Origin of the sequence: Sinorhizobium sp. P24N7 (genome assembly GCF_042436655.1) — a bacterium.
GTDB lineage: Bacteria > Pseudomonadota > Alphaproteobacteria > Rhizobiales > Rhizobiaceae > Sinorhizobium > Sinorhizobium meliloti_A.
Genome location: NZ_JBHMIW010000004.1, coordinates 286,741 through 307,541, shown reverse-complemented (window position 1 = coordinate 307,541; position 20,801 = coordinate 286,741). Strand labels below are relative to the sequence as shown.

The 20,801-nt window shown below is 62.8% G+C and carries 17 protein-coding genes; 4 read left to right on the top strand and 13 right to left on the bottom strand.

Going from position 1 to position 20,801, the window contains the following annotated elements; translation table 11 throughout:
* Positions 1–24: 24 nt before the first annotated feature.
* The 12 genes from ACFHWW_RS08900 to tolQ all read right to left on the bottom strand — a co-directional run bounded on the left by ACFHWW_RS08900 (position 25) and on the right by tolQ (position 14,260).
* Positions 25–1,203, bottom strand: a complete 1,179-nt coding sequence (locus tag ACFHWW_RS08900) for a phosphoserine transaminase (protein ID WP_379938003.1) — start codon at positions 1,201–1,203, stop codon at positions 25–27.
* Positions 1,204–1,340: 137 nt separating this feature from the next.
* Positions 1,341–2,111 carry an outer membrane protein gene (locus ACFHWW_RS08895; RefSeq protein WP_026168798.1) on the bottom strand — a complete coding sequence of 257 codons (771 nt, stop codon included), beginning with the start codon at positions 2,109–2,111 and terminating at the stop codon, positions 1,341–1,343.
* A gap of 361 nt (positions 2,112–2,472) precedes the next feature.
* Positions 2,473–3,348, bottom strand: a complete 876-nt coding sequence (locus ACFHWW_RS08890) for an outer membrane protein (protein ID WP_198516772.1) — start codon at positions 3,346–3,348, stop codon at positions 2,473–2,475.
* Between the two features lie 172 nt (positions 3,349–3,520).
* Positions 3,521–4,873 carry a phosphoglucosamine mutase gene (gene glmM, locus ACFHWW_RS08885; protein WP_100673061.1) on the bottom strand — a complete coding sequence of 451 codons (1,353 nt, stop codon included), beginning with the start codon at positions 4,871–4,873 and terminating at the stop codon, positions 3,521–3,523.
* A 293-nt stretch (positions 4,874–5,166) separates the two neighbouring features.
* Positions 5,167–7,104, bottom strand: a complete 1,938-nt coding sequence (gene ftsH, locus ACFHWW_RS08880; protein ID WP_100672988.1) for an ATP-dependent zinc metalloprotease FtsH — start codon at positions 7,102–7,104, stop codon at positions 5,167–5,169.
* 99 nt (positions 7,105–7,203) lie between these two features.
* Positions 7,204–8,568, bottom strand: a complete 1,365-nt coding sequence (gene tilS / locus ACFHWW_RS08875) for a tRNA lysidine(34) synthetase TilS (protein WP_379938002.1) — start codon at positions 8,566–8,568, stop codon at positions 7,204–7,206.
* 11 nt (positions 8,569–8,579) lie between these two features.
* Entirely contained in the window at positions 8,580–9,617 is a 1,038-nt protein-coding gene (ybgF, locus tag ACFHWW_RS08870; protein ID WP_379938001.1) for a tol-pal system protein YbgF, read from the bottom strand.
* 191 nt (positions 9,618–9,808) lie between these two features.
* The gene (gene pal, locus ACFHWW_RS08865) at positions 9,809–10,339 is read right to left on the bottom strand and encodes a peptidoglycan-associated lipoprotein Pal (RefSeq protein ID WP_018096846.1); all 531 of its coding nucleotides are present in this window, start codon (positions 10,337–10,339) and stop codon (positions 9,809–9,811) included.
* A gap of 263 nt (positions 10,340–10,602) precedes the next feature.
* Positions 10,603–11,913 (bottom strand): Tol-Pal system beta propeller repeat protein TolB, encoded by a 1,311-nt coding sequence (tolB, locus tag ACFHWW_RS08860; protein ID WP_018096845.1) that lies wholly within the window; start codon positions 11,911–11,913, stop codon positions 10,603–10,605.
* 71 nt (positions 11,914–11,984) lie between these two features.
* Entirely contained in the window at positions 11,985–13,052 is a 1,068-nt protein-coding gene (locus ACFHWW_RS08855; RefSeq protein WP_100672985.1) for a cell envelope integrity protein TolA, read from the bottom strand.
* Positions 13,053–13,060: 8 nt separating this feature from the next.
* Positions 13,061–13,513, bottom strand: coding sequence for a protein TolR (gene tolR / locus ACFHWW_RS08850; RefSeq protein WP_100672984.1), 453 nt, complete (start codon positions 13,511–13,513; stop codon positions 13,061–13,063).
* Positions 13,514–13,540: 27 nt separating this feature from the next.
* Positions 13,541–14,260 carry a protein TolQ gene (gene tolQ, locus ACFHWW_RS08845; RefSeq protein WP_003527594.1) on the bottom strand — a complete coding sequence of 240 codons (720 nt, stop codon included), beginning with the start codon at positions 14,258–14,260 and terminating at the stop codon, positions 13,541–13,543.
* 349 nt (positions 14,261–14,609) lie between these two features.
* On the opposite strand from tolQ, the gene ligD reads away from it, so the two are divergent.
* The gene (ligD, locus tag ACFHWW_RS08840; RefSeq protein ID WP_100672983.1) at positions 14,610–17,207 is read left to right on the top strand and encodes a DNA ligase D; all 2,598 of its coding nucleotides are present in this window, start codon (positions 14,610–14,612) and stop codon (positions 17,205–17,207) included.
* Between the two features lie 9 nt (positions 17,208–17,216).
* Here the strand turns inward: ligD and ybgC are convergent, their stop codons facing one another.
* Positions 17,217–17,672 carry a tol-pal system-associated acyl-CoA thioesterase gene (ybgC, locus tag ACFHWW_RS08835; RefSeq protein ID WP_100672982.1) on the bottom strand — a complete coding sequence of 152 codons (456 nt, stop codon included), beginning with the start codon at positions 17,670–17,672 and terminating at the stop codon, positions 17,217–17,219.
* A gap of 127 nt (positions 17,673–17,799) precedes the next feature.
* Here ybgC and ACFHWW_RS08830 point away from each other — a divergent pair, with 127 nt between their 5' ends.
* Genes ACFHWW_RS08830 through ACFHWW_RS08820 form a run of 3 tightly spaced genes read left to right on the top strand, consistent with a single transcriptional unit; the run spans position 17,800 to position 20,785 of the window.
* Complete coding sequence (locus ACFHWW_RS08830) at positions 17,800–19,020, top strand: NAD-dependent epimerase/dehydratase family protein (protein WP_275597382.1); 1,221 nt, start codon at positions 17,800–17,802, stop codon at positions 19,018–19,020.
* A complete protein-coding gene (locus ACFHWW_RS08825; protein WP_100672980.1) occupies positions 19,017–19,895 on the top strand; it encodes a glycosyltransferase in 879 nt (292 codons plus the stop codon). The genes ACFHWW_RS08830 and ACFHWW_RS08825 overlap by 4 nt, the downstream gene beginning before the upstream one ends.
* Positions 19,892–20,785 carry an NAD(P)-dependent oxidoreductase gene (locus ACFHWW_RS08820; protein WP_100672979.1) on the top strand — a complete coding sequence of 298 codons (894 nt, stop codon included), beginning with the start codon at positions 19,892–19,894 and terminating at the stop codon, positions 20,783–20,785. Before ACFHWW_RS08825 ends, ACFHWW_RS08820 begins: the two co-directional genes overlap by 4 nt.
* Positions 20,786–20,801: the final 16 nt, after the last annotated feature.

Sequence of the window (20,801 nt, the reverse complement as noted above, 5' to 3'; positions counted from 1 at the left end):
GAGAGCGAAGCGGATCGCATCGGATCAGGCGGCAGCCTGCGAAAGCGTCGCCTTCTGGGTCTCGAAAGCCCAGGCAAGCCACGGCATCAACGCTTCCATGTCGGACGTCTCGATCGTCGCGCCCGCCCATATGCGAAGCCCGGACGGCGCATCGCGATAATGGCCGATGTCGAATGCGACGCCTTCCTTCTCGAGGAGGGCCACGACCCCCTTGGCGAAGGCGGCCTGTGCGTCCGCGTCGAGCGCCGACACATCATTGTCGGCGATCTTCAGGCAGACCGACGTATTGGAGCGGGTTTCGGGCTTCACCGCGAGGTTGGCGATCCAGTCATTGGCCGCAACGAAACGGTGAATGACCTCGGCATTGGCATCGGCGCGGGCCATCAGACCCTCAAGGCCACCGACCGACTTCGCCCAGAGAAGCGCGTCGATATAGTCCTCGACGCAGAGCATGGACGGCGTATTGATCGTCTCGCCGGTGAAGATACCCTCGATCAGCTTGCCGCCCTTGGTCATGCGGAAGATCTTCGGCAGCGGCCAGGCGGGGACATAGGTCTCCAGCCGTTCGACTGCGCGGGGGCTGAGGATCAGCACGCCATGGGCGCCCTCTCCGCCGAGCACCTTCTGCCAGGAGAAGGTCACGACGTCGAGCTTGGCGAAATCGAGCGCCTGCGCGAAGGCGGCGGAGGTCGCATCGCAGATGGTCAGGCCCTTGCGATCCGCGGGAATGAAATCGGCATTCGGGACCCGCACGCCGGAGGTCGTGCCGTTCCAGGTGAAGACCACGTCGCGATCGAAATCGACCTTGGTCAGGTCCGGGAGCGCGCCGTAATCGGCCTCCAGGCGGCGGACATCGGAAAGCTTCAACTGCTTGACGACGTCGGTCACCCAGCCGGCACCAAAGCTCTCCCAGGCCAGCATGTCGACGCCGCGGGCGCCGAGCAGCGACCAAAGCGCCATCTCAACGGCACCGGTGTCCGAAGCGGGCACGATACCGATACGGTAATCGGCCGGAACTTCGAGAATTTCGCGGGTGAGGTCTATCGCTTGCTTGAGCTTTGTCTTTCCGATCTTGGCTCGGTGCGAGCGACCGAGCGGGGCATCGGAGAGAGCTTCGAGCGTCCAACCGGGACGCTTGGCGCAAGGACCAGAAGAAAAATGAGTATTGGCCGGGCGCATGGCCGGCTTGGCAGGCTTCGTCATATGCTATCCTCTCAGATAGAAGCCCCTCGTTGGGGAGGGGTGTCCCGCCGCCGGGAATATTGCGGCTCGGAGAGGAAGTCAAGCGGTCGCGTCGCGTTTGAAGAAAGTTTTGCCGTTTCGAGCAAACCGGCACCGCATCACCAAAGCGCGAAACGCAAGCCGACGCGGAACTCATGACGCGACAGTCCGTCATCATAGCCCTTGGCGCCCCCGGAGCCAAACATGTCGCCATCCGCAATCTGCGAATAGCGATAGCCGGCATCGAACTTCAGCCGATCCGTGACGTCGTAGGAGGCGCCCGCCATGAGGGCATAGGTAAAGCGCCAGCTGTCCCGCCCGCCATAGGAAGCACCGCCCGCCGCCCCGGAGCAGGCCCCGCCTGCCCCGACGCAGGTCGAGGTCTCATGGGTCGTTTTCCAGTCGATCCGGGTCGCTCCGATACCGGCACCGAGATACGGCGTGAAACCGGCAAGCGTCGCCAGATCGACATAACCGTTTGCCATCAGGCCGAGCGCGGAAAAATTGGCGCTATGGGAAAGCGCGCACCTCGTCCCCGCTCCCTCGCCCGCGCACGGACTGGCCGACAGCGACGCCCCGTCGAAGCGGCCCTCGAAATATTCGGCCGTTAGATCGGCACGAATGACGTCGGTGAATTGATAGCCGAGGCCGATGGTGGCGGAGGCCGGCTTGTCGAAGCGCGCGTCGTCGAAGGAAACGGCTCCCGTGCCGCCAGAGGAGCGGTAGAAGGGATCGCCCTCGTCCAGCCAGGCTGCGTAGCCGATGTCGCCACGCAGATAAAGGCCGCCGCCGGTCGCTTCCGGCGAAATCGTGATCTCGGGCGCGTCGAGCAGTTCTTCGTCGGCGGCCTGTGCAGAGAACGGCGCCAACAGGCCGGCGCAGAGTGCCATGCTGCAAAATCCCCGTCGCCAATCCATGCCATGCCCTTTCGCTCGGCCAGGTGCTGCGGGCTTGCGCGAGACGCAAAGCGCTGCAGCATGAAGCTGGCCATTCGCGTTAACTATTGCAGGCACGGGTTAACTACGGGTTAACCATGTCTCTTAGGAACGTGGAAAGCGATCAATGGACAAAAGCATGCAGCAGCTCAAAGGGCTACAGCGCCATTTGCGCGTCTCATAAGACGCGCGGCGCTGTAGGGAACTTTTCGCAGGACTGCAATCTGGCCTCTGCCTCGTCCCTGTGCTTGTCACAGGGATGAGGCGATCAAACAAGCGGCGGCGGTGGCCCGAACTCAACGGGCCTTAGCCCGGATCACTTATATACGATCGGCTCGGCCGGCGGCACATAGGCCGCTTCGCAATTGTTGCCGAAGGAATAGCGCAGGCCGGCGCGCGCCTCGTGCACATAGATGTCCTTGTCGTAGGCCGGGCCGCTGTTGAGATTGTAGCCGAACATGTTGCCGCCGTTGATATGGCGGAAGCGGTAGCCGACATCGGCCTTGAGATTGCAGGTGAGATCCACGGCGGTACCGGCCATCAGCGCATAGGTGAAGCGCCAATCGCTTTCGCCCTTGTGCTCGATCGTCGGGTCGCAGTTGCCGGGATCCGTAACGTCGCAACTCGTGTTGCGCAGGGTTCCCCACTTTACCCGGGTGCCACCGATACCGGCACCGACATAGGGTGTGAAGGCACCGTAGGTCCCGAGGTCCACATAGGCATTGGCCAGCAGGCTCCAGGCGGACATCGATGCGACGTCGTTCGAGACGCAGTTGACGGCAACCCCGCAACCACCGCTGGTAGAGCCGTTGAAGTCGGACTCGCCGAGATAGTCGAGCGTGACGTCGGCACGCAGATAGCTGTTGATCTGGTATCCGACACCGCCGCCAAGGACGTAGGAATCATCTACATCGGCGCGGTCGAAATCGACCAGATTGCTGTTCGAGCCCTGGAAATAGTGGGCACCGCGCAAATCGTTCCACGCGTAACCGACGTCGCCGCGCAAATACCAGCCGCTGGCTTCGACCACCTCCACCGGCTGCTCGACGAACGGTGCTTCTACGGGCGGCTGATAGACGTCCGCTGCATAAACCGGCGTGCCGCTCAGCAGAGCCGCAGCAACGCCCCTAAAAATCTTCTTCATGCCCCAACCCCAATACATTAGTGTATTCTTGAACGGCTGACGGATCATAGTCGCAGCCGTTTTGTATGCTTCGACGCATGATGAAGGGGAAAGGTTAATCCCTGATTAACTACAAAAATTTACCTTGAATATTAACTTTTGGAAGTATTCGGTCGGTATATTTACGTACAGTGATTGCCCCTCATCCGCCTGCGGATGAGGGGCAGCGGCTATTTCTTAATCAGGCAGCGTTGCGCACGCCGCCGATCACGTTGACGAGTTCGTCGACGATGCGCTCGACCTGACCGCGGTCGTCGCCCTCCGCCATGACGCGGATCAGCGGTTCGGTGCCGGAGGGCCGGATGAGCAGCCGCCCGTTCTTGGCGAGCTGCGCCTCCGCATCGGCGATCGCCTGCTGCACGCCGGCATCCTCCAGGGGCTTGCCGGCCGCAACGCGAACGTTCTTCAGGACCTGCGGCACGGGCTCGAAACGACGGCAGATTTCGCTCACAGTCTTGCCCTGGCGCTTTACGACCGCGAGGATCTGCAGCGCCGCGACGAGGCCGTCGCCGGTGGTGCCGAAATCGGAAAGTACGATGTGGCCCGATTGTTCGCCACCGACGTTCAGGCCGTCCTGACGCATCTGCTCGACGACGTAGCGATCGCCCACCTTGGTGCGGTGGAGCTTGAGCCGGCGCGCCTGAAGGTAGCGTTCGAGGCCGAGATTCGACATGACGGTCGCGGCAATGCCGCCGCCCTTGAGCATGCCATCTGCCGCCCAGCTGTCGGCGATGACCGCCATGAGTTGGTCGCCGTCGATGACCGCCCCCTCCTCGTCGACGATCAGAACACGGTCGGCGTCTCCGTCGAGCGCGATGCCGATATCCGCCCTCACCTCGTGCACCTTCTTCTGAAGCGCCGCCGGATGCGTCGATCCGCACTCAAGGTTGATGTTGACGCCGTTCGGTTCGGTTCCGATCGTAACGACTTCGGCGCCCAGTTCCCAAAGGGCGGAGGGCGCGACCTTGTAGGCGGCACCGTTTGCGCAATCGATGGCGATCCGAAGACCTTTCAGCGTGACGTCGCGCGGCAGCGTCCGCTTGGCTTGCTCGATATACCGGTAGATGTCACCGTCGACGCGCTTGGCCCGGCCGATATCCTCCGGCTTGGCCAGCTGCCCGGACATATCCTGCTCCAACAGTTCTTCGATCTTTTGTTCGATGTCATCCGAGAGCTTGTAGCCATCGGGCCCGAAGAGCTTGATGCCGTTGTCGCGGAACGCATTGTGCGAGGCGGAGATCATCACGCCGATATCGGCCCTCAGCGACCGCGTCAGCATGGCAACGCCGGGCGTCGGGATCGGGCCGAGCAGAAAGACGTCGAGCCCCGCTGCCGTGAAGCCCGCGACCATCGCGTTCTCGAGCATGTAGCCGGACAGGCGCGTGTCCTTGCCGATCACCACCCGGTGGCGGTGAGCGCCGTTTCTGAAAATCGTTCCTACTGCAATGCCGACCCGCATGGCGAGGTCCGGCGTCATCGGAAATATATTGGACTGGCCGCGAATGCCGTCGGTGCCGAAATATCTGCGCTTCATAAAAACTCCATTGTCCTGCTTCGGCGTCGCCTCTTGTGCCGGCCGCGTGCGCCTGCGTGTTCCGCTATTGGTTTTCATAGTTCCGCGACCCGCCCGCAAATCTGCGCCATATTTGCCATAAAACCGCAATATACGGCACCGATCATAACATCAGAAATCATTACAGCGCGTTACAACCGGATCTTTCCCTGAGCAACGCTTGGGCGCACCACTGTTGCACTGAAACGCGAGCATCCAAAAATGCCGCCGCTCCTTCCGGAGCGGCGGCATTGGATTTGCGCATGTGTGGGAACCTATTGCGGCTGCGGTTCGAACCCACCTTCGGGCTCCTCGCCCTTGGTGCCGGCTTCCTTCTTCGTGCCGGCTGACGGCACTGCAGAGCCGCGATGCGGTGGTGTGTCGTCCCCGAGATCGCGCGCCGGCTTCTCGCCGCGGATCAGTGCCTTGATCTCGTCGCCGGTCAGCGTCTCGTATTCGAGCAATCCTTCCGCGAGAGCCACGAATTCATGGTTCTTTTCGATGAGGATGCGGCGCGCCGTCTCATAGGCCTCGTCGATCAGCCGGCGGATTTCGTTGTCGATTTTCTGGGCGGTCGATTCCGAAACGTTCTTCTGCTGCGCGACGGAATGGCCGAGGAAAACCTCCTGCTGATTCTCGCCATAGGCGACCTGACCGAGCTGGTCGGAGAAGCCCCACTGCGTCACCATCGCCCGGGCAAGCTTCGTCGCCTGCTCGATATCGGAGGATGCGCCGGAGGTGATGTTCTCCTTGCCGAAGGTCAGTTCCTCGGCAACGCGTCCGCCCATCATGATCGCAAGGCGCGAGATCATCCACTTGTAGCTCATCGAGTAGCGGTCGCCCTCGGGAAGCTGCATCACCATGCCGAGCGCACGGCCGCGGGGAATGATCGTCGCCTTGTGCAACGGATCGGCCGAGGGGACGTTGAGCGCGAGGATCGCGTGGCCCGCCTCGTGATAGGCGGTCAGCTTCTTCTCGGCTTCGGTCATGGCCGAAGAGCGGCGCTCGGCGCCCATCATGATCTTGTCCTTGGCGTCCTCGAACTCCTGCATGGTAACGAGGCGCTTGTTGCGCCGCGCCGCCATCAGCGCGGCCTCGTTGACGAGATTCATGAGATCGGCGCCCGAGAAGCCCGGCGTGCCGCGCGCCAGCACCTTGAGGTCCACGTTCGGTGCGAGCGGCACGTTGCGGACATGCACTTTCAGGATCCGCTCGCGGCCGTTGATGTCCGGGTTCGGTACGACGACCTGGCGGTCGAAGCGGCCCGGACGCAGAAGCGCCGGGTCGAGCACGTCCGGCCGGTTCGTGGCTGCGATGAGGATGATGCCCTCGTTCGCCTCGAAGCCGTCCATCTCGACCAGCAGCTGGTTCAGCGTCTGCTCGCGCTCGTCGTTGCCGCCGCCGAGACCGGCGCCGCGATGGCGGCCGACCGCATCGATTTCGTCGATGAAAATGATGCAGGGGGCGTTCTTCTTCGCCTGCTCGAACATGTCGCGGACGCGCGATGCGCCGACACCGACGAACATTTCGACGAAGTCCGAACCCGAAATCGTGAAGAAGGGGACGTTCGCCTCGCCGGCAACCGAGCGGGCAAGCAGCGTCTTACCGGTGCCGGGCGGTCCGACCAGCAGCACGCCGCGCGGGATGCGGCCACCGAGGCGCTGGAACTTCTGCGGGTCGCGCAGGAATTCGACTATTTCCTCGAGATCCTGCTTGGCCTCGTCGACACCAGCGACGTCGTCGAAGGTCACGCGGCCATGCGCTTCCGTCAAAAGCTTTGCCTTGGACTTTCCGAAACCCATCGCGCCGCGCGAGCCACCTTGCATCTGCCGCATGAAGAACAGCCAGACGCCGAGGATCAGGAGCATCGGCAACAGCGTTCCGATATAGCTGAGGAAGCCCGACGAGCCGTCCGTCTCCGGCCGAACCGTGACCGTGACGTCCTTGGCTTCCAGCCGCTCCGTCAGCGCCGTGTCGACGGCGGGCGCATAGGTCTGGAAAGTCGCCCCGCTTTCGGTGTAGCTGCCGATCACCTTCGAACCGGTGATCACCACGTCCTTCACGCGGCTCGCGTCTACGTCCTTGAGGAACTGCGAGAATGGAATTTCACGCGAGCCTGCTCGTTCGGTCGGCTGCTGGAACATGCTGAATAGCGCTATCAGGAGAAGCGCTATGATTGCCCAAAGGGCAAAATTTCGAAAATTAGGGTTCATCGAACTCCCCGGAACCTGTCGCAGCCCGCGCATTCGCCGGACTGTATTGTTGGTCCTAACATAGGTGTCCGGGGTGACCTTGCCAAGGAAAACCGCCGGTTACGTTTCCATTTCTATCAAAACATCGTGCACCGGCGGCGCGGGGTATCGATCACGCCCAAACGACACGGCGACCGCATCCGCCATGATCCTGTCGAAACCCGGCAAAAAGGTGTCGTAAAGCGGGATGTGGTACTCGACTTTCGCCGGAGCCTCGCCGAAGGCGAGCCCCGCGCCGTCCGCCGACGCGATTTCTGGTGCCACCATGGATCCGCGCTTGGCAATCCCCGTCGGCAGCCCTGCGTCAATAAGCCTCTGAGTCCACAGCCTCCCCGAAGCGTCCGCGGCGACCGTAACCGCTGACCCGCCGCTCTTTACCGTGAACCGCCCATCCCAAATGCCCTGCCCGCCCGGTCCGACGGCGAGCCCCGGCAGGTTGCGCGCCTCTCGATAGAGATAGAGACCGCTTGCTCGCCGGTCGAAGACGACCCGTCCCGCCGTCATGCGGCCGGGCTCACCCGATCGCAGGAACTGCGAAAGCCGCTGCACCGTGGCGCGAGCGGGCATGTGGTCGCGCCCGCCGAGAACCGACGCGACCGTCAGGAGCGCACGGCGCCAGTCCGCATCGTCGATCTCCCCGGCATGCCGTGCCGAAACCTCCGCGACGAGCGCCTCGTGAACGCGGATGCGCTTCTCGATCAGGGCGGCGGCTCTGGCGGAAGAGGCGGCGCGCTGACGCCCGTTGCACAAGGGCGTCGGCATCCCCTGGGATGTCGCTATCCGGGCACGCACCCGGACCCGCTCGAAGGCGGGGTTGGCATTGCTCGGATCGTCGGTCCAGGAGACGCCGCATGCCTGGAGAAAGCTGCGGATCTCGGCGCGCGCCAAGCCGAGAAACGGCCGCAACACCCAGATCCGCCGTCCGTACAACATGGCCGCGGCCATGCCGGCGGCGCCATGCCCTTCGCCCTGCCCCCCGTCTCCAGCACCATCGCTTCTGCCGCGGGCAACGCGCATGGCGACGGTCTCCTGCTGGTCGTCACACGTATGGCCGGTCGCGATGCAATCGGCGCCAAGCCCCCCCGCGGCCTCGGCCAATAATTCGTAGCGTTTGTTCCGAGCCGCCGCCTGAATGCCGGTCGACGGCTTCGCGCCCTCCCAGCGATACACGCGGTGGGCAATACCGAGCGCGGCACAAAAAGCCGCCACATCTTCTGCTTCGCGAGCCGACTGCGGCCTCAGCGCATGGTCGACAGTGCAGGCGGCAAGGGAAAATCCACGGCGCTCATCTGCGGCGATCGCCGCATGCAGGGCTACAAGCAACCCCATCGAGTCGCTGCCACCGGAGACGGCAACCAGAATCCTGCAGGGCCTGATAAAGGATCGGAGAAAATTTCGGGCCGTATCGAGGACGGCATGGGGCATCTTGGCCCGCCTCAGCAGCCGAAACGGCTCTGCTCGCTCGCCACCTTCGCCTTCACGGCGGGTGATGCTTTCGGATAGCGCTTGTTGACCTCGCGCAGCGTGGCGCAGGCGGTCTCCTTGTTGTCGAGTGCGCCGAGGGACATGCCGAGCTTCAAGAGCATTTCCGGAGCCTTCGGTGACTTGCCGTGGCTCTGATGCGCGTTGAGGAAGGTCTTGGCCGCCTCGCTGTACTTGCCTTGCGAATACTGTGCCTCGCCCATCCAGAAGCTCGCATCCGCCGCCTTGTCGCCGCTTGGAAAGGCATCGAGATAATCGCGGAATTCCTGCTCTGCGATGCTGTAATCACCGGAAAGCACGTGGCTGTAGCCTGCTTGGTAGAGATCGCCCGGATCGCTGAGGGACGCGGTCGCCTGCTCGCTGTCGGGCACGCTTCCCGGATTGTCGTTGAGGCCGCCGCCCTGAGTCGCAAGTCCTGTGTCGACGCCGGGCAGAGTGGCGTTGGCCCCGGGCTCCACGCCCGCCGTTGCAGAGACGGGATTGCCGTTCTCGTCGAAGATGATCTGACCAAGCGTCGTCGGCGCGGGCGCTGCGCCTGGCCCGCTGGGATCGACACCCGCCCTATCGGCGCCGCCGGCAGCCGGAGCGCCCGAGGGCCGGCTATCCGTCACCCCGGGGGTGACGGACGCCTGATCATTCGATTTCGGCGTTTCAAGCGCGCCGCTCTTCTTGGAGGAGGACCTGCCGTTTTCCAGGTCCTGGAAGCGGAACTCGTTGTCCTCCTGGAACTTCCGGATCTGCTCCTGCATCTGCAGGAGCTGGAAGCTCATTTCCTCGATACGCCCGTTGAGAGAGCGGATCTGTTCCTCGAGTTGACCGACCCGTGCGATATCGGATGACTGCACCTTCATTACCGGAAGGTCGCCCTTGCTGCCGGCATCGGTCTGCGTCGTACGGGCAAAGAGCCCGGAAAGCGGCATGGCATCTGCTGTAGAGCCGAGACCCGCAAGGGTCACGAGGCCAAGCAGTCCTGCCACGACAAATTTCTTCATTTCATTTGTCCTGTTCGTAACCGATTATCCCGCCCCTGAATCGCCTTGCTCAGTACATTCGTCGAATCCGAGGTGGGGTGCCGCACAGTTTTCCAACTCCCGTGAAAAAGCAACGGAGTTCGGCCAAAGTGTGGTAAAAAAGAAAGGGCGGCCCGCAGGCCGCCCTTCGAATCCCCCTCGTTGCCGAATAATCAGCTGCCGGCGCCGCCGAGAACGGTAACGGCGCGGCGGTTCTGCGACCAGCAGGAGATGTCGTCGCAAACGGCGACCGGCTTTTCCTTGCCGTAGGAGATCGTGCGCATGCGGTTTCCAGGGACGCCGCGGCTGACGAGATAGTCGCGGGTCGCGGCAGCACGGCGGGCGCCGAGCGCGAGGTTGTATTCGCGGGTGCCGCGCTCGTCGGCATGGCCTTCGATGGTGATTGCGTAGTTCGGATATTTTGCCAGCCACTGCGCCTGGCGGTCGAGCGTCGCCTGTGCGTCGGCTCGGATCGATGTCGAGTCGGTATCGAAGAAGATGCGGTCGCCGACGTTCACGGTGAAGTCCTGCTGTGAGCCCGGGGTCGCCGCGCCTGCGCCGAGTCCGAGGCCGGCAGCATCGTTCGGCAGGTTCTTCTTGGAAGCGCAGCCAGCAAGGGCAAGCGTCATGACGAGCGCGATCATGACCGGATTGCGGGCGATGGTCTGCATGCGGCTTGCTGCCGGGGTGTCAATTCGGCTCATGGGCCGGGTCTCCTTGAGAAGTGTCAAATTCACGGTTGCCAGACTGTAACCGGAAGCGGTTAATTGCTTTTCAACGGATATGGTTAACAAATCGACAATGTGCGTCGGGGCGCCTGCTACACCAGCACTTTGCGGCGAGAAAGCGGCACATTCGCCTCATTCCCTGCCATAACTGTGGACGCGCGATCACGAAGAATTTCGGGCCGTATCGGCCCGAAATCTTTGAATCTCATCAATTCTCTCGATCGGGCCCGCCGGCGGCCCTATTCCATCAACGGCGACCAGGCCGGGTCCGAGGCGAAGCCCTGCGTCTGGACGAGCTGTTCGTTGTAGCCCGTCAGATCGATCGAATAGAGCTGCGGACCGCCCGCACCGGCGTTCTGGCGGAAGAACATGAGAACGCGGCCGTTCGGCGCCCAGGTCGGGCCTTCATTGTGGAAGCCGGTGGTGAGAATGCGTTCGCCCGAACCGTCCGGCTTCATGACGCCGATCGAGAACTTGCCCCCGGACTGCTTGGTGAAGGCGATGAGGTCGCCGCGTGGCGACCAGACGGGCGTCGAATAGGAGCCGTCGCCGAAGGAAATGCGCGTCTGGCCCGAGCCGTCGGCGCCCATGACGTAGAGCTGCTGCCTGCCGCCGCGGTCGCTTTCGAAGACGATCCGGCTGCCGTCCGGCGAATAGGAAGGAGAGGTGTCGATCGCCGCGGTATTGGTGAGCCGCGTCGTCGTGCGCGAGCGCAGATCCATCGTATAGATGTTGGCGTTGCCTTCCTGCTGCAGGCTCATGATCACCCGCTGGCCATCCGGCGAGAAACGCGGGGCGAAGGTCATGCCCGGGAAATTGCCGACCACCTCGCGCTGCCCCGTTTCGAGCTGCAGCAGATAGACGCGCGGCTGCTGGTTCTCGAACGACATATAGGTGATTTCCTGACGGTTCGGCGAGAAGCGCGGCGTCAGCACGATGTCGTTGGCATTGGTGAGCGCCCGGGAATTGGCCCCGTCCTGGTCCATGATGGCAAGTTGGCGCTTGCGCGCGTTCTTCGGCCCGCTTTCGGCGACGTAAACGATGCGCGTGTCGAAATAGCCCTTCTCGCCGGTGATCCTCTCATAGATCGCGTCGGCGATGATGTGGGCGACCCGGCGCCAGTTCTCCGGCTGGGTGTAGAACTGCTGACCGAGCATCTGCTGGCCGGCAAAGGTATCCCAGAGGCGGAACTCCGCCTTCAGCCTGCCGTCGCCTTCCTGCGTGACGCGGCCGATGACGAGCGCCTGCGCGTTGATCACTTTCCAGTCCTCGAAACGCGGCGCGGCATCGGGATTGGAGATCTTCTCGATGAAGGCGCCCTTGTCGATCGGCGCGAAGAGCCCGGAGCGCTTCAGGTCTGCGGCAACGACGTCGGAGATCTTCCGGGCGAGATCGCCCTGCAGGAAGTCCGTGATCGCGATCGGCAGCGGCTCGACGTTACCCTTGTTGATGTTGATCTCGACGAGCGCATTTGCCGGCGAGGCAATGAGCCCGCAGCCGGCGACCAGCACCATCAGGAGGCGGAAAAAATTGCGTCTCAGCATTTCCATAAAGCCTTTCAGCCTTTCGTGTTCCGAGCAGGATGAGGCGCAATGATCCGCCCACAACCAGCCCAACCTGTCTAGAGCATCGAGCTCGGGTCGAAGTTGACGACGACCTCGCTCCACGAATCGTATTTGTCGGCCGGCAGCCCCTTGAAGGGAGCAGACTTCAGAATGGCCCGGCGTGCACCACCCATGAGTGCCCGCCGCGCCGCATCCGAGCCGCCGCTGGCTTCCACTTCCGGTTCGCCGATCAGGTCGCCGTTCGGGTCGAGCCGCATCGTTACCTTGATGCGGACATCCGCCGCGTCGGCCATGCCGGGAATGATCGACCAGTTGTTCTGGATCTGGCCGCGAAGCGCGTCCATTTCGCTCTGCGAAAGCGTATTGCCGCTCGTCGTCTTCTTGCCGCCGAGGGCCGCCTCCTCGGTCGAGCGCTTGGCGCCGCCGCCGGAGGATTCCTGCTTGTTGAGCAGCGCCGCGATCTCGTCGGCATTGAAGTCGCTCTCCTTCTGGGAGGACGCCTTCTTCTGCTCCTTCTTGGCTTCGTCCTTCTTGCGTTCGGGCGTCTTGGCCGTTTGCGCGGGCTTTTCGACCTTGGGCTTCGACTGCGGCGTCGGCACCCTGTCCGGCAGAGCCTCGGCCTCGGGATTTTCCGCAGGCTGTTCTTCCGCCGGTGCCGGTTCCGGCTTCGTGTCCGGCTTCACTTCCTGTTTGGGTTCGGGGAGTGCCGCCACTTCCGTGGCCGGCTCGGCCGCCGGCTTCTCCTCGACGTTCTCGATCGCTTCCTTCACCGGATCGGGTGTCGGCGGTGCCTTTTCGGTCTTCTGCGGCGCTGCGGCCGACTCGTTTTCGACCGGCTTGACATTGGGTGTGGGCGGCGTCTTCAGGTCGACGTCGTTCTCGCCGACATTCTCGGCGTTTTCGACAGGCGTCGGCTTCTTGGTCGGAACGGGCGATGCCTTTTCCTTGGCCGGAGCCTTCTTGTCGCCCTGCTGGATCTGCGTGATCGACTCGACCGGCACGATGTCGACCGGCAGCGCCTCGACATCCGCGACCTCGAAATCGGCCGGGCTGCCAAGCGACACCAGCGCCCAGGTGAGAACCAGAGCGTGGAGGACAGCAGATGTAGCGATACTGCCCTTCATTCGGACGATCACTTCTCTTGTTCTTGAAGCGTTACGAGACCCAGGTTCTTGAAGCCTGCCGCGGAGATGCGTGCCATCACCTTCATCACGGTGCCGTAATCGGCGCTGGTGTCGCCGCGCACATAGATGCGCTCATTGTAGCCGGTCGTGGCAATCGCCTCGAGCTTCGGCACGACCTCGTCGATCGCGATCGGAGTCTCCTGCAGGAAGATCTCGCCCGCCGGGTTGACCGAAACGGTGATCGGTTGGGTATCGGCGTTCATGGCCTTCGCCTGCGTTTCCGGCAGATCGATCGGCACGCCGACCGTCATCATCGGCGCGGCCACCATGAAGATGATGAGGAGAACCAGCATGACGTCGACGAGCGGCGTGACGTTGATCTCGCTGATCGCGCTTCTTCTGCCGCCACGGCGGCGGCGCCCGCCGCCCGACCCCTTGGCTCCGCCAGCTGCCATACCCATCAGCGTAGTCTCCGTGCTTTGAGGTCGTTATTGCGCGGCCTGACGAGAAGGCTGCAGCTTCTCGTCGATCTGCCGCGACAGGATGGCGGAGAACTCGTCGGCAAAGGCTTCCATGCGTGCCGTCAGCTTGCCGGCATCCGCGGTGAACTTGTTGTAGGCGATAACGGCAGGAATAGCGGCGAGCAGACCGATGGCGGTCGCCAGCAGCGCTTCGGCGATACCGGGCGCTACGACGGCGAGGTTGGTGGATTTGGAACCGGCGATGGCCTGGAACGAGGTCATGATACCGACGACGGTACCGAAAAGGCCGATGAAGGGTGCAGCCGAGCCGATCGTCGCTAGCGAGCCGAGCCTTGCCTCGAGCGCTTCGGATTCCCGGGCGAGCGTCACGTCCATGGCGCGGTCGATACGCATCTGTAGGCCGATCGGCGCGCGCGCGCCGCGCTCGAAGCTTTTCTTCCATTCGCGCATGGCCGAAACGAAGATCGCGCCCATTCCGCTCGTCTGCCTGTCCGAGAGGGTCCGATAGAGCTCCTCCAGCGATTGACCCGACCAGAATACCTGCTCGAAATTGTCGAGCTGCCGGCGGACGCGCCCGTAATTGAGGCTCTTGTCGACGACGATCGCCCAGGTCCAGACCGAGGCGGCGATGAGCCCCAGCATGACCAGCTTCACGACCAAGCCCGCTTGCATGAAGAGCGACCAGAGGGTCACGTCGCTCGTCGCGGCCAATCCAACCTGTTCCATCGATTTCAGTCCCCGAATCCAAACACCCGGCAGAGCAACTCATGCTCGAGACCGGGTCGCCCAAACGTCCTGCAGCAGGAATGCCCCGGTATTGCCACCGATCGCGGCATTGCGATCTACTCGCGTCAGCCTGCCTTCTTGCCGTCAATTTTGGTCAAAGGATGACGTGCACTGCACAAATCCTGATACACGGATTAAGACACCATTATGGTTAAGGGAGTATTACCGCGCGCGCAGTTCGACTGAGCTTGAGCGATACGGAACTTCGCACCGGGTCGCACGTTTCGGTGCCATGAGCCCCTGGCCCCCGAAACATACAGCCTTCCAGCCGAAATCGGGCTGACGATCCATGGCCGCTCGCAATCAACCGCTTTCCGAATATAACCGGCGCCGCGATTTCACGCGGACCAGCGAACCCAAGGGTGCGGTCGCGCGGCGCAGCGGGGACGACAGGATGCGGTTTCTGGTCCAGAAGCACGCTGCGACCCGCCTGCATTACGACTTCCGCCTGGAATGGGAGGGCGTGCTGAAGAGCTGGGCGGTGACCCGCGGCCCGAGCCTCAACCCCGAAGACAAGCGCCTGGCCGTGCGCACCGAAGACCACCCGCTTGCCTATGGCGATTTCGAAGGAACGATACCGAAGGGAGAGTACGGCGGCGGTACCGTGATGCTCTGGGATACCGGCTGGTGGGAGCCGGAGGATGACCCGTCGAAAGCCTTGAAGAAGGGCAAGATCTCCTTCAAGCTGCATGGCAGCCGAATGAAGGGCGGCTGGGCCCTGGTGCGCATGCGGCCGCGCGAAGGCGAAAAGCGCGAGAACTGGCTGCTCGTCAAGGAAAAGGACGAGATCGCCTCCGAAGACGGCGAGAGCCTGATCAACGAGAACATCACCAGCATCGTCACCGGCCGGACAATGGAGGAGATCGCCAACGGCAAAGGCGAGAAGCAGGCACGGGTCTGGCATTCCAACGAGAGCATCGCGGCCAATCTCAAGGCCGGCGCGATCGCCGAAACCGGCAATGCGGCCAAGCCTGTCACGCGAAAAGCCTCCGGTAAGCTGCCCGCCTTCAAGGCACCGCAGTTGGCGACTCTGGTGACCAAGGTGCCTGCCGGCGATGCATGGCTGAACGAAGCCAAGTTCGACGGCTACCGTCTTGTCTGCGCCGTCGGCGCCGGCACCGTGCGCTGCTACACGCGCAACGGCCTCGACTGGACCGAGAAGTTCCCGGCAATTGCCGCGGCCCTTGCCGAACTCGACTGCCGGTCGGCCCTCATCGATGGCGAAGTGGTGGCGCTGTCGGAAGGCGGATCGACGTTCTCGGCCTTGCAGAAAGCGCTTAGAACGGGGGCCAGCACACGGCTTTACGCTTTCGACCTCATCGAGCTCGACGGCAAGGATTTGAGCCGTAAGCCGCTCGTGGAACGCAAGGAACGGCTCGAAGCGCTGCTCCAAACGCTCGGCACCACCTCGACCATACAATTCAGCGAGCATGTCCGCGGCAATGGCGAGCACGTGCTTTCCGCGATATGCAAGGCAGGCCAGGAGGGTATAATCGCCAAGGAGGCGGATGCCCCCTATCGCAGCGGGCGCAGCCGAAGCTGGCTGAAGGTGAAATGCACGAAGCGCCAGGAGTTCGTCATCGGTGGCTATACCCCATCTTCGAAGAAAGGACGCGCCTTTGCCTCGCTTCTTGTCGGAACGTTCGAAGGCCGGAAGCTGATCTACCGTGGCGGCGTCGGCACCGGATTCAACGGGAAGACGATGAAGGAACTCGCTGCGGCCTTCGCGAAGCGCAGACGCGACACGTCGCCCTTCGACAGCGTGCCGCGAGAGAGAATGCGAAATTCGGTATGGCTTGAGCCGGACCTGGTGGCGGAGGTGGATTTCGCCGAGTTCACGGCTGACGGACATGTCCGCCACGGTTCATTCGAGGGATTGCGCGAGGACAAGGAGGCCAGGGCCGTGAAACTGGAGACAGCGAAGCCGGCGGAAGCGGAGCCGGAGACCGCCAAAAGCAAAACCTCGGCCAAGCCGCGCAAGACGCCGGCTGTGCAAGGAGACGGCGATGTCCTCGGTATCCGCATCTCGCATCCGGACCGGGTGCTCTTCGAAGGCCAGGGCATCACCAAGATCGATCTCGCCCGCTATTATGCCGTCGTCGCCGAGAGGATGCTCCCCTTTGCCGCCGATCACCCCGTTTCGCTGGTGCGCTGCCCGCAAGGCGGCGATCGGCACTGCTTCTTTCAGAAACACGCGAGCGACGGCTTCCCCGAGGCGATCCGGGAAGTGCCGATCACCGAGTCATCGGGCGACACCGAGAACTATATGTACATCCACGACGCCAAGGGCCTCGTCGCCGCCGTGCAGATGGGAACGCTCGAGTTTCACATCTGGGGTTCAGGCATCGATCGACTGGAGAAACCCGACCGTCTGGTCTTCGATCTCGACCCCGATCCGAGCGTCGACTTCGAGACGGTCAAGGCGGCAGCCGTCAAGCTTCGCGACGAGCTCGCCGAGATCGGCCTGAAGACAGTGCCCATGGTGACCGGCGGCAAGGGCGTCCACGTCATCGTTCCGCTCCGCCCCCATGCCGAATGGGAGGAGGCCAAAGGCTTCGCCAAAGCGCTCGCGCGATCTATTGCCGAGCGCGATCCGGACAATTTCGTCGCCACCATGTCGAAGGCGAAGCGCAAGGGAAGGATTTTCATAGACTGGCTGAGAAACGATCGCGGCGCCACGGCTATCGCACCCTATTCCACCCGCGCGCGCTCCGGCGGACCGGTGGCCACTCCGGTCGGCTGGGACGAACTCCAAGGGCTCGAAGCCGCCAACGGGTTTCACATTCCGGACATTGTCGAGCGGATAGAATCCGGAACCGATCCGTGGCGGGAGATCGGCAAGATCAGTCAGTCGCTGACGAAGAAGATATTGAACTCGGTCGAGTGAGCCGGCCGCTCACCCGGAAGCCGCCTGCGCAGCAAGGAATTTCGTTGCCAGTGCCTCCGGCAGACGCCTCGGCCGCCCCTGACCGTTGATGACCGCAATGATGACCTTGGCCGCGATCAGCAGCGCGTCGCCGCGCCTGATCTGCTGCTGCAGGATCATTTTTGCGCCGCCGGCCTTTTCGGTCGCGGTCTCGATGGTCAGGACGTCGTCCATGCGCGCAGGCGCCTTGAAGTCGATTTCCATACGATGGACGACGAAGACGAGGCCTTCCACGTCGCCTTCGATCGCCAGCGACGCCTGCTCGACGCCGAGAAGCCGCAGATAGTCGGTCCGGGCGCGCTCCATGAAATGCAGATAGCGCGCATGGTAGACGACGCCGGAAAAATCGGTGTCCTCGTAATAGACCCGCTGGATCAGTCGGTGGCCGGTCTCGGTCAGCTCGCCGGCAAGCGAAATCAGTGACATGGCATTCTCCGGGAGGATTTTTCGCGTTTTCCTGTGCAGGAACAAAAAGACATTTGCAAGCACTGCAGCTTTGTCACAATCCTATCCTATCAGGACCCTGTCCTCTTCCCGAGCAGGAGAATCGTGCATGAAGATTGCAGTCCTCGGCGGTGATGGTTTCGTCGGCTGGCCCACCGCCCTGCATTTGTCCGATGCGGGCCACGACGTTCACATCCTCGACAATCTCTCCCGCCGCTGGATCGACACGGAACTCGGCGTTCAATCTCTGACGCCGATGGATTCCATCCAGGAGCGCACGCGCATCTGGCACGCCGAAACCGGCCGGCGTATCCACTTCAATCTGATCGATCTCGCCCGCGACTACGAACTCCTGAAGAATTGGCTGGCGGAGCATCGGCCCGATGCGGTGGTCCACTTCGCCGAGCAGCGGGCCGCTCCCTATTCGATGAAGAGCGACAGGCACAAGAATTACACGGTCAACAACAACGTCAACGCGACCCACAACCTCCTCAATGCACTGGTCGAACTCGACCTCGATGCGCATCTCGTGCATCTCGGTACGATGGGCGTTTACGGCTATTCCACGATCGGGGCCGCGATCCCTGAAGGCTACCTGCCCGTCGGCATCGAGACCATGGGCGGAGAGACGGTGAACCAGGAAATCCTCTATCCTTCCAACCCGGGCTCCGTCTATCACATGACCAAGTGCCTGGATCAGCTGCTCTTCCAGTTTTATGCGAAGAATGACGGCCTCAGGATCACCGATCTGCATCAAGGCATCGTCTGGGGCACGCATACGGAACAGACGCGGCGTCATCCGCAGCTCATCAACCGCTTCGACTACGACGGCGATTACGGAACCGTCCTCAACCGTTTCCTGATCCAGGCAGCAATCGACTATCCGCTGACGGTTCACGGAACCGGGGGCCAGACGCGTGCCTTCATCCATATTCAGGACTCGGTGCGCTGCATCGAACTCGCGCTCAAGAACCCGCCGGCGCGCGGCAGCCGTGTCGAGATATTCAACCAGATGACGGAAACGCATCGCATCCGCGATCTCGCCGAGATGGTCGCACGCATGACCGGCGCGAAAATCGCCTGGCTTCCCAATCCGCGCAAGGAAGCGGCCGAGAACGAGCTCGTGGTGCAGAACGAGAAATTCCTCGCGCTCGGCCTCAATCCGGTTCGGCTCGAAGACGGACTGCTTTCGGAGATCGTCGATGTGGCGAAGAAATTCGCCTATCGCGTCGATCGCTCGCGCGTGCCGGCCATTTCCGCCTGGACGAAGGACATCGCCCCCTTGATCAACCACGATCCGGAGGGCAAGCGGCTGAAATCCGTTTCATGAGCCGCGTCTTCGCCAGTCCGGAGGGGCTCAGCCCCTCCTCTACGGTGACTGCGCGCCACGCTTTCGTGACGCTCGTCACCAATAGCGACTACGCGCTCGGTGCGCGGGCCCTGCTCAGATCGATCCGCCTCACCCGCACGCCCGCCGATATCGTCGTGCTCCACACCGGAGGGGTGGATGCCGCCGCTCTCGAGCCGCTGCGCGAATTCGACTGCCGCCTGATCCAAACCGATCTGCTGCCGCTCTCGGACGAATTCAACGCCCGGCATCAACGCCGCAACGTGCATGAGCAGGCACCCTTCACCAAAGGTCGCAAGCCCGATTTCCATTCGCCGCTCGACAATTTCTGCAAGATAAGGCTGTGGCAACTCGTGGAATACGAACGCTGCATCTTCATCGATGCCGACGCGATCGTGTTGCGCAACATCGACAAGCTGTTTCTCTATCCGGAATTTGCCGCGGCGCCGAACGTCTATGAGAGTCTCGCGGACTTCCACCGCCTGAACTCCGGCGTCTTCGTCGCCGAGCCGGCCGTCGCGACCTTCGAGAAGATGCTCGCGGCCCTCGATGCGCCGGACGCCTTCTGGCCGCGCACGGACCAGACCTTTCTGCAAAGCTTCTTCCCCGATTGGCATGGACTGCCGGTGACGATGAACATGCTGCAATATGTGTGGTTCAACCTGCCTGGGCTTTGGGACTGGCGCTCGATCGGGGTGCTTCACTACCAGTATGAAAAGCCGTGGGAGAAGGATCATCCGCGCGCGGACGTGCTGCGCCCGCTGATCGATCTCTGGCACGCCTATCTGACCGGCAATCAAATTCCGGATATTGCCGGTCTTGCCAATCCGCCGCAGGCGGGTCCGACGTCGCCATGACCCGCGTTCTCGTCTCCGGCGGCACCGGATTCGTCGGCCGCTTCATCGTCGAGCACCTGCTGGCAAACGGCTATGAAGTCACGGTCGGCGGGCGCTCTCCGCCCCCTGCTGGCTTGTATTCGCAACGGGTGTCCCATGTGCCTCTGTGTCTCGATGCGGATGCGGACCAGGCCGGCGCGTTCGGCGATATCTATTATTTCGTCCATGCCGCCTTCGAGCATGTCGAGGGCAGATATCGCGGAGGCGAGGGTGATGACCCCCGGGGTTTCCGCCGCGCCAATCTCGACGGCTCCGTTCGCCTTTTCGAGGAAGCGCGCGCCGCCGGCGTACGCCGCTGCGTTTTCCTGTCGAGCCGCGCGGTTTACGGCGACACGGCGCCGCCCCTTGTCGCAGAGACCTCACCTGCCGCTCCGGACACGCTCTACGGACAGGTAAAGCTCGCCACCGAGAACGCTTTGAAATCGATGACCGACCACAGTTTCGTCACGACGAGCCTGCGAGTCACCGGTGTCTATGGTCCCGCCGGCTCGGGACGAGAACACAAGTGGAGCGATCTCTTTTCCGATTACATTGCCGGCCGGCCCGTACCAGGGCGCATCGGCACGGAAGTCCATGGCGACGATGTCGCCCAGGCCGTCCGCCTCATGCTCGAGACCGAACCGGCGAGAATATCCGGTCAGGTGTTCAACGTCTCCGACGTGCTGACCGACAACCGCGAGATTCTTTCCTTTCTCCAGGCCGCAACCGGCTGTCCGCACCCGCTGCCGCCGGCAGCGGAAGCCGCCGAATTCAAGACGATGTCGACGGAGAAGCTGCGCGCTCTCGGCTGGATGCCGGGCGGAAGGGAAAGACTGGCTGCGACGATCCGGGAACTTGCGGGGAGACGGTGACCGGCAGGCGGATGGG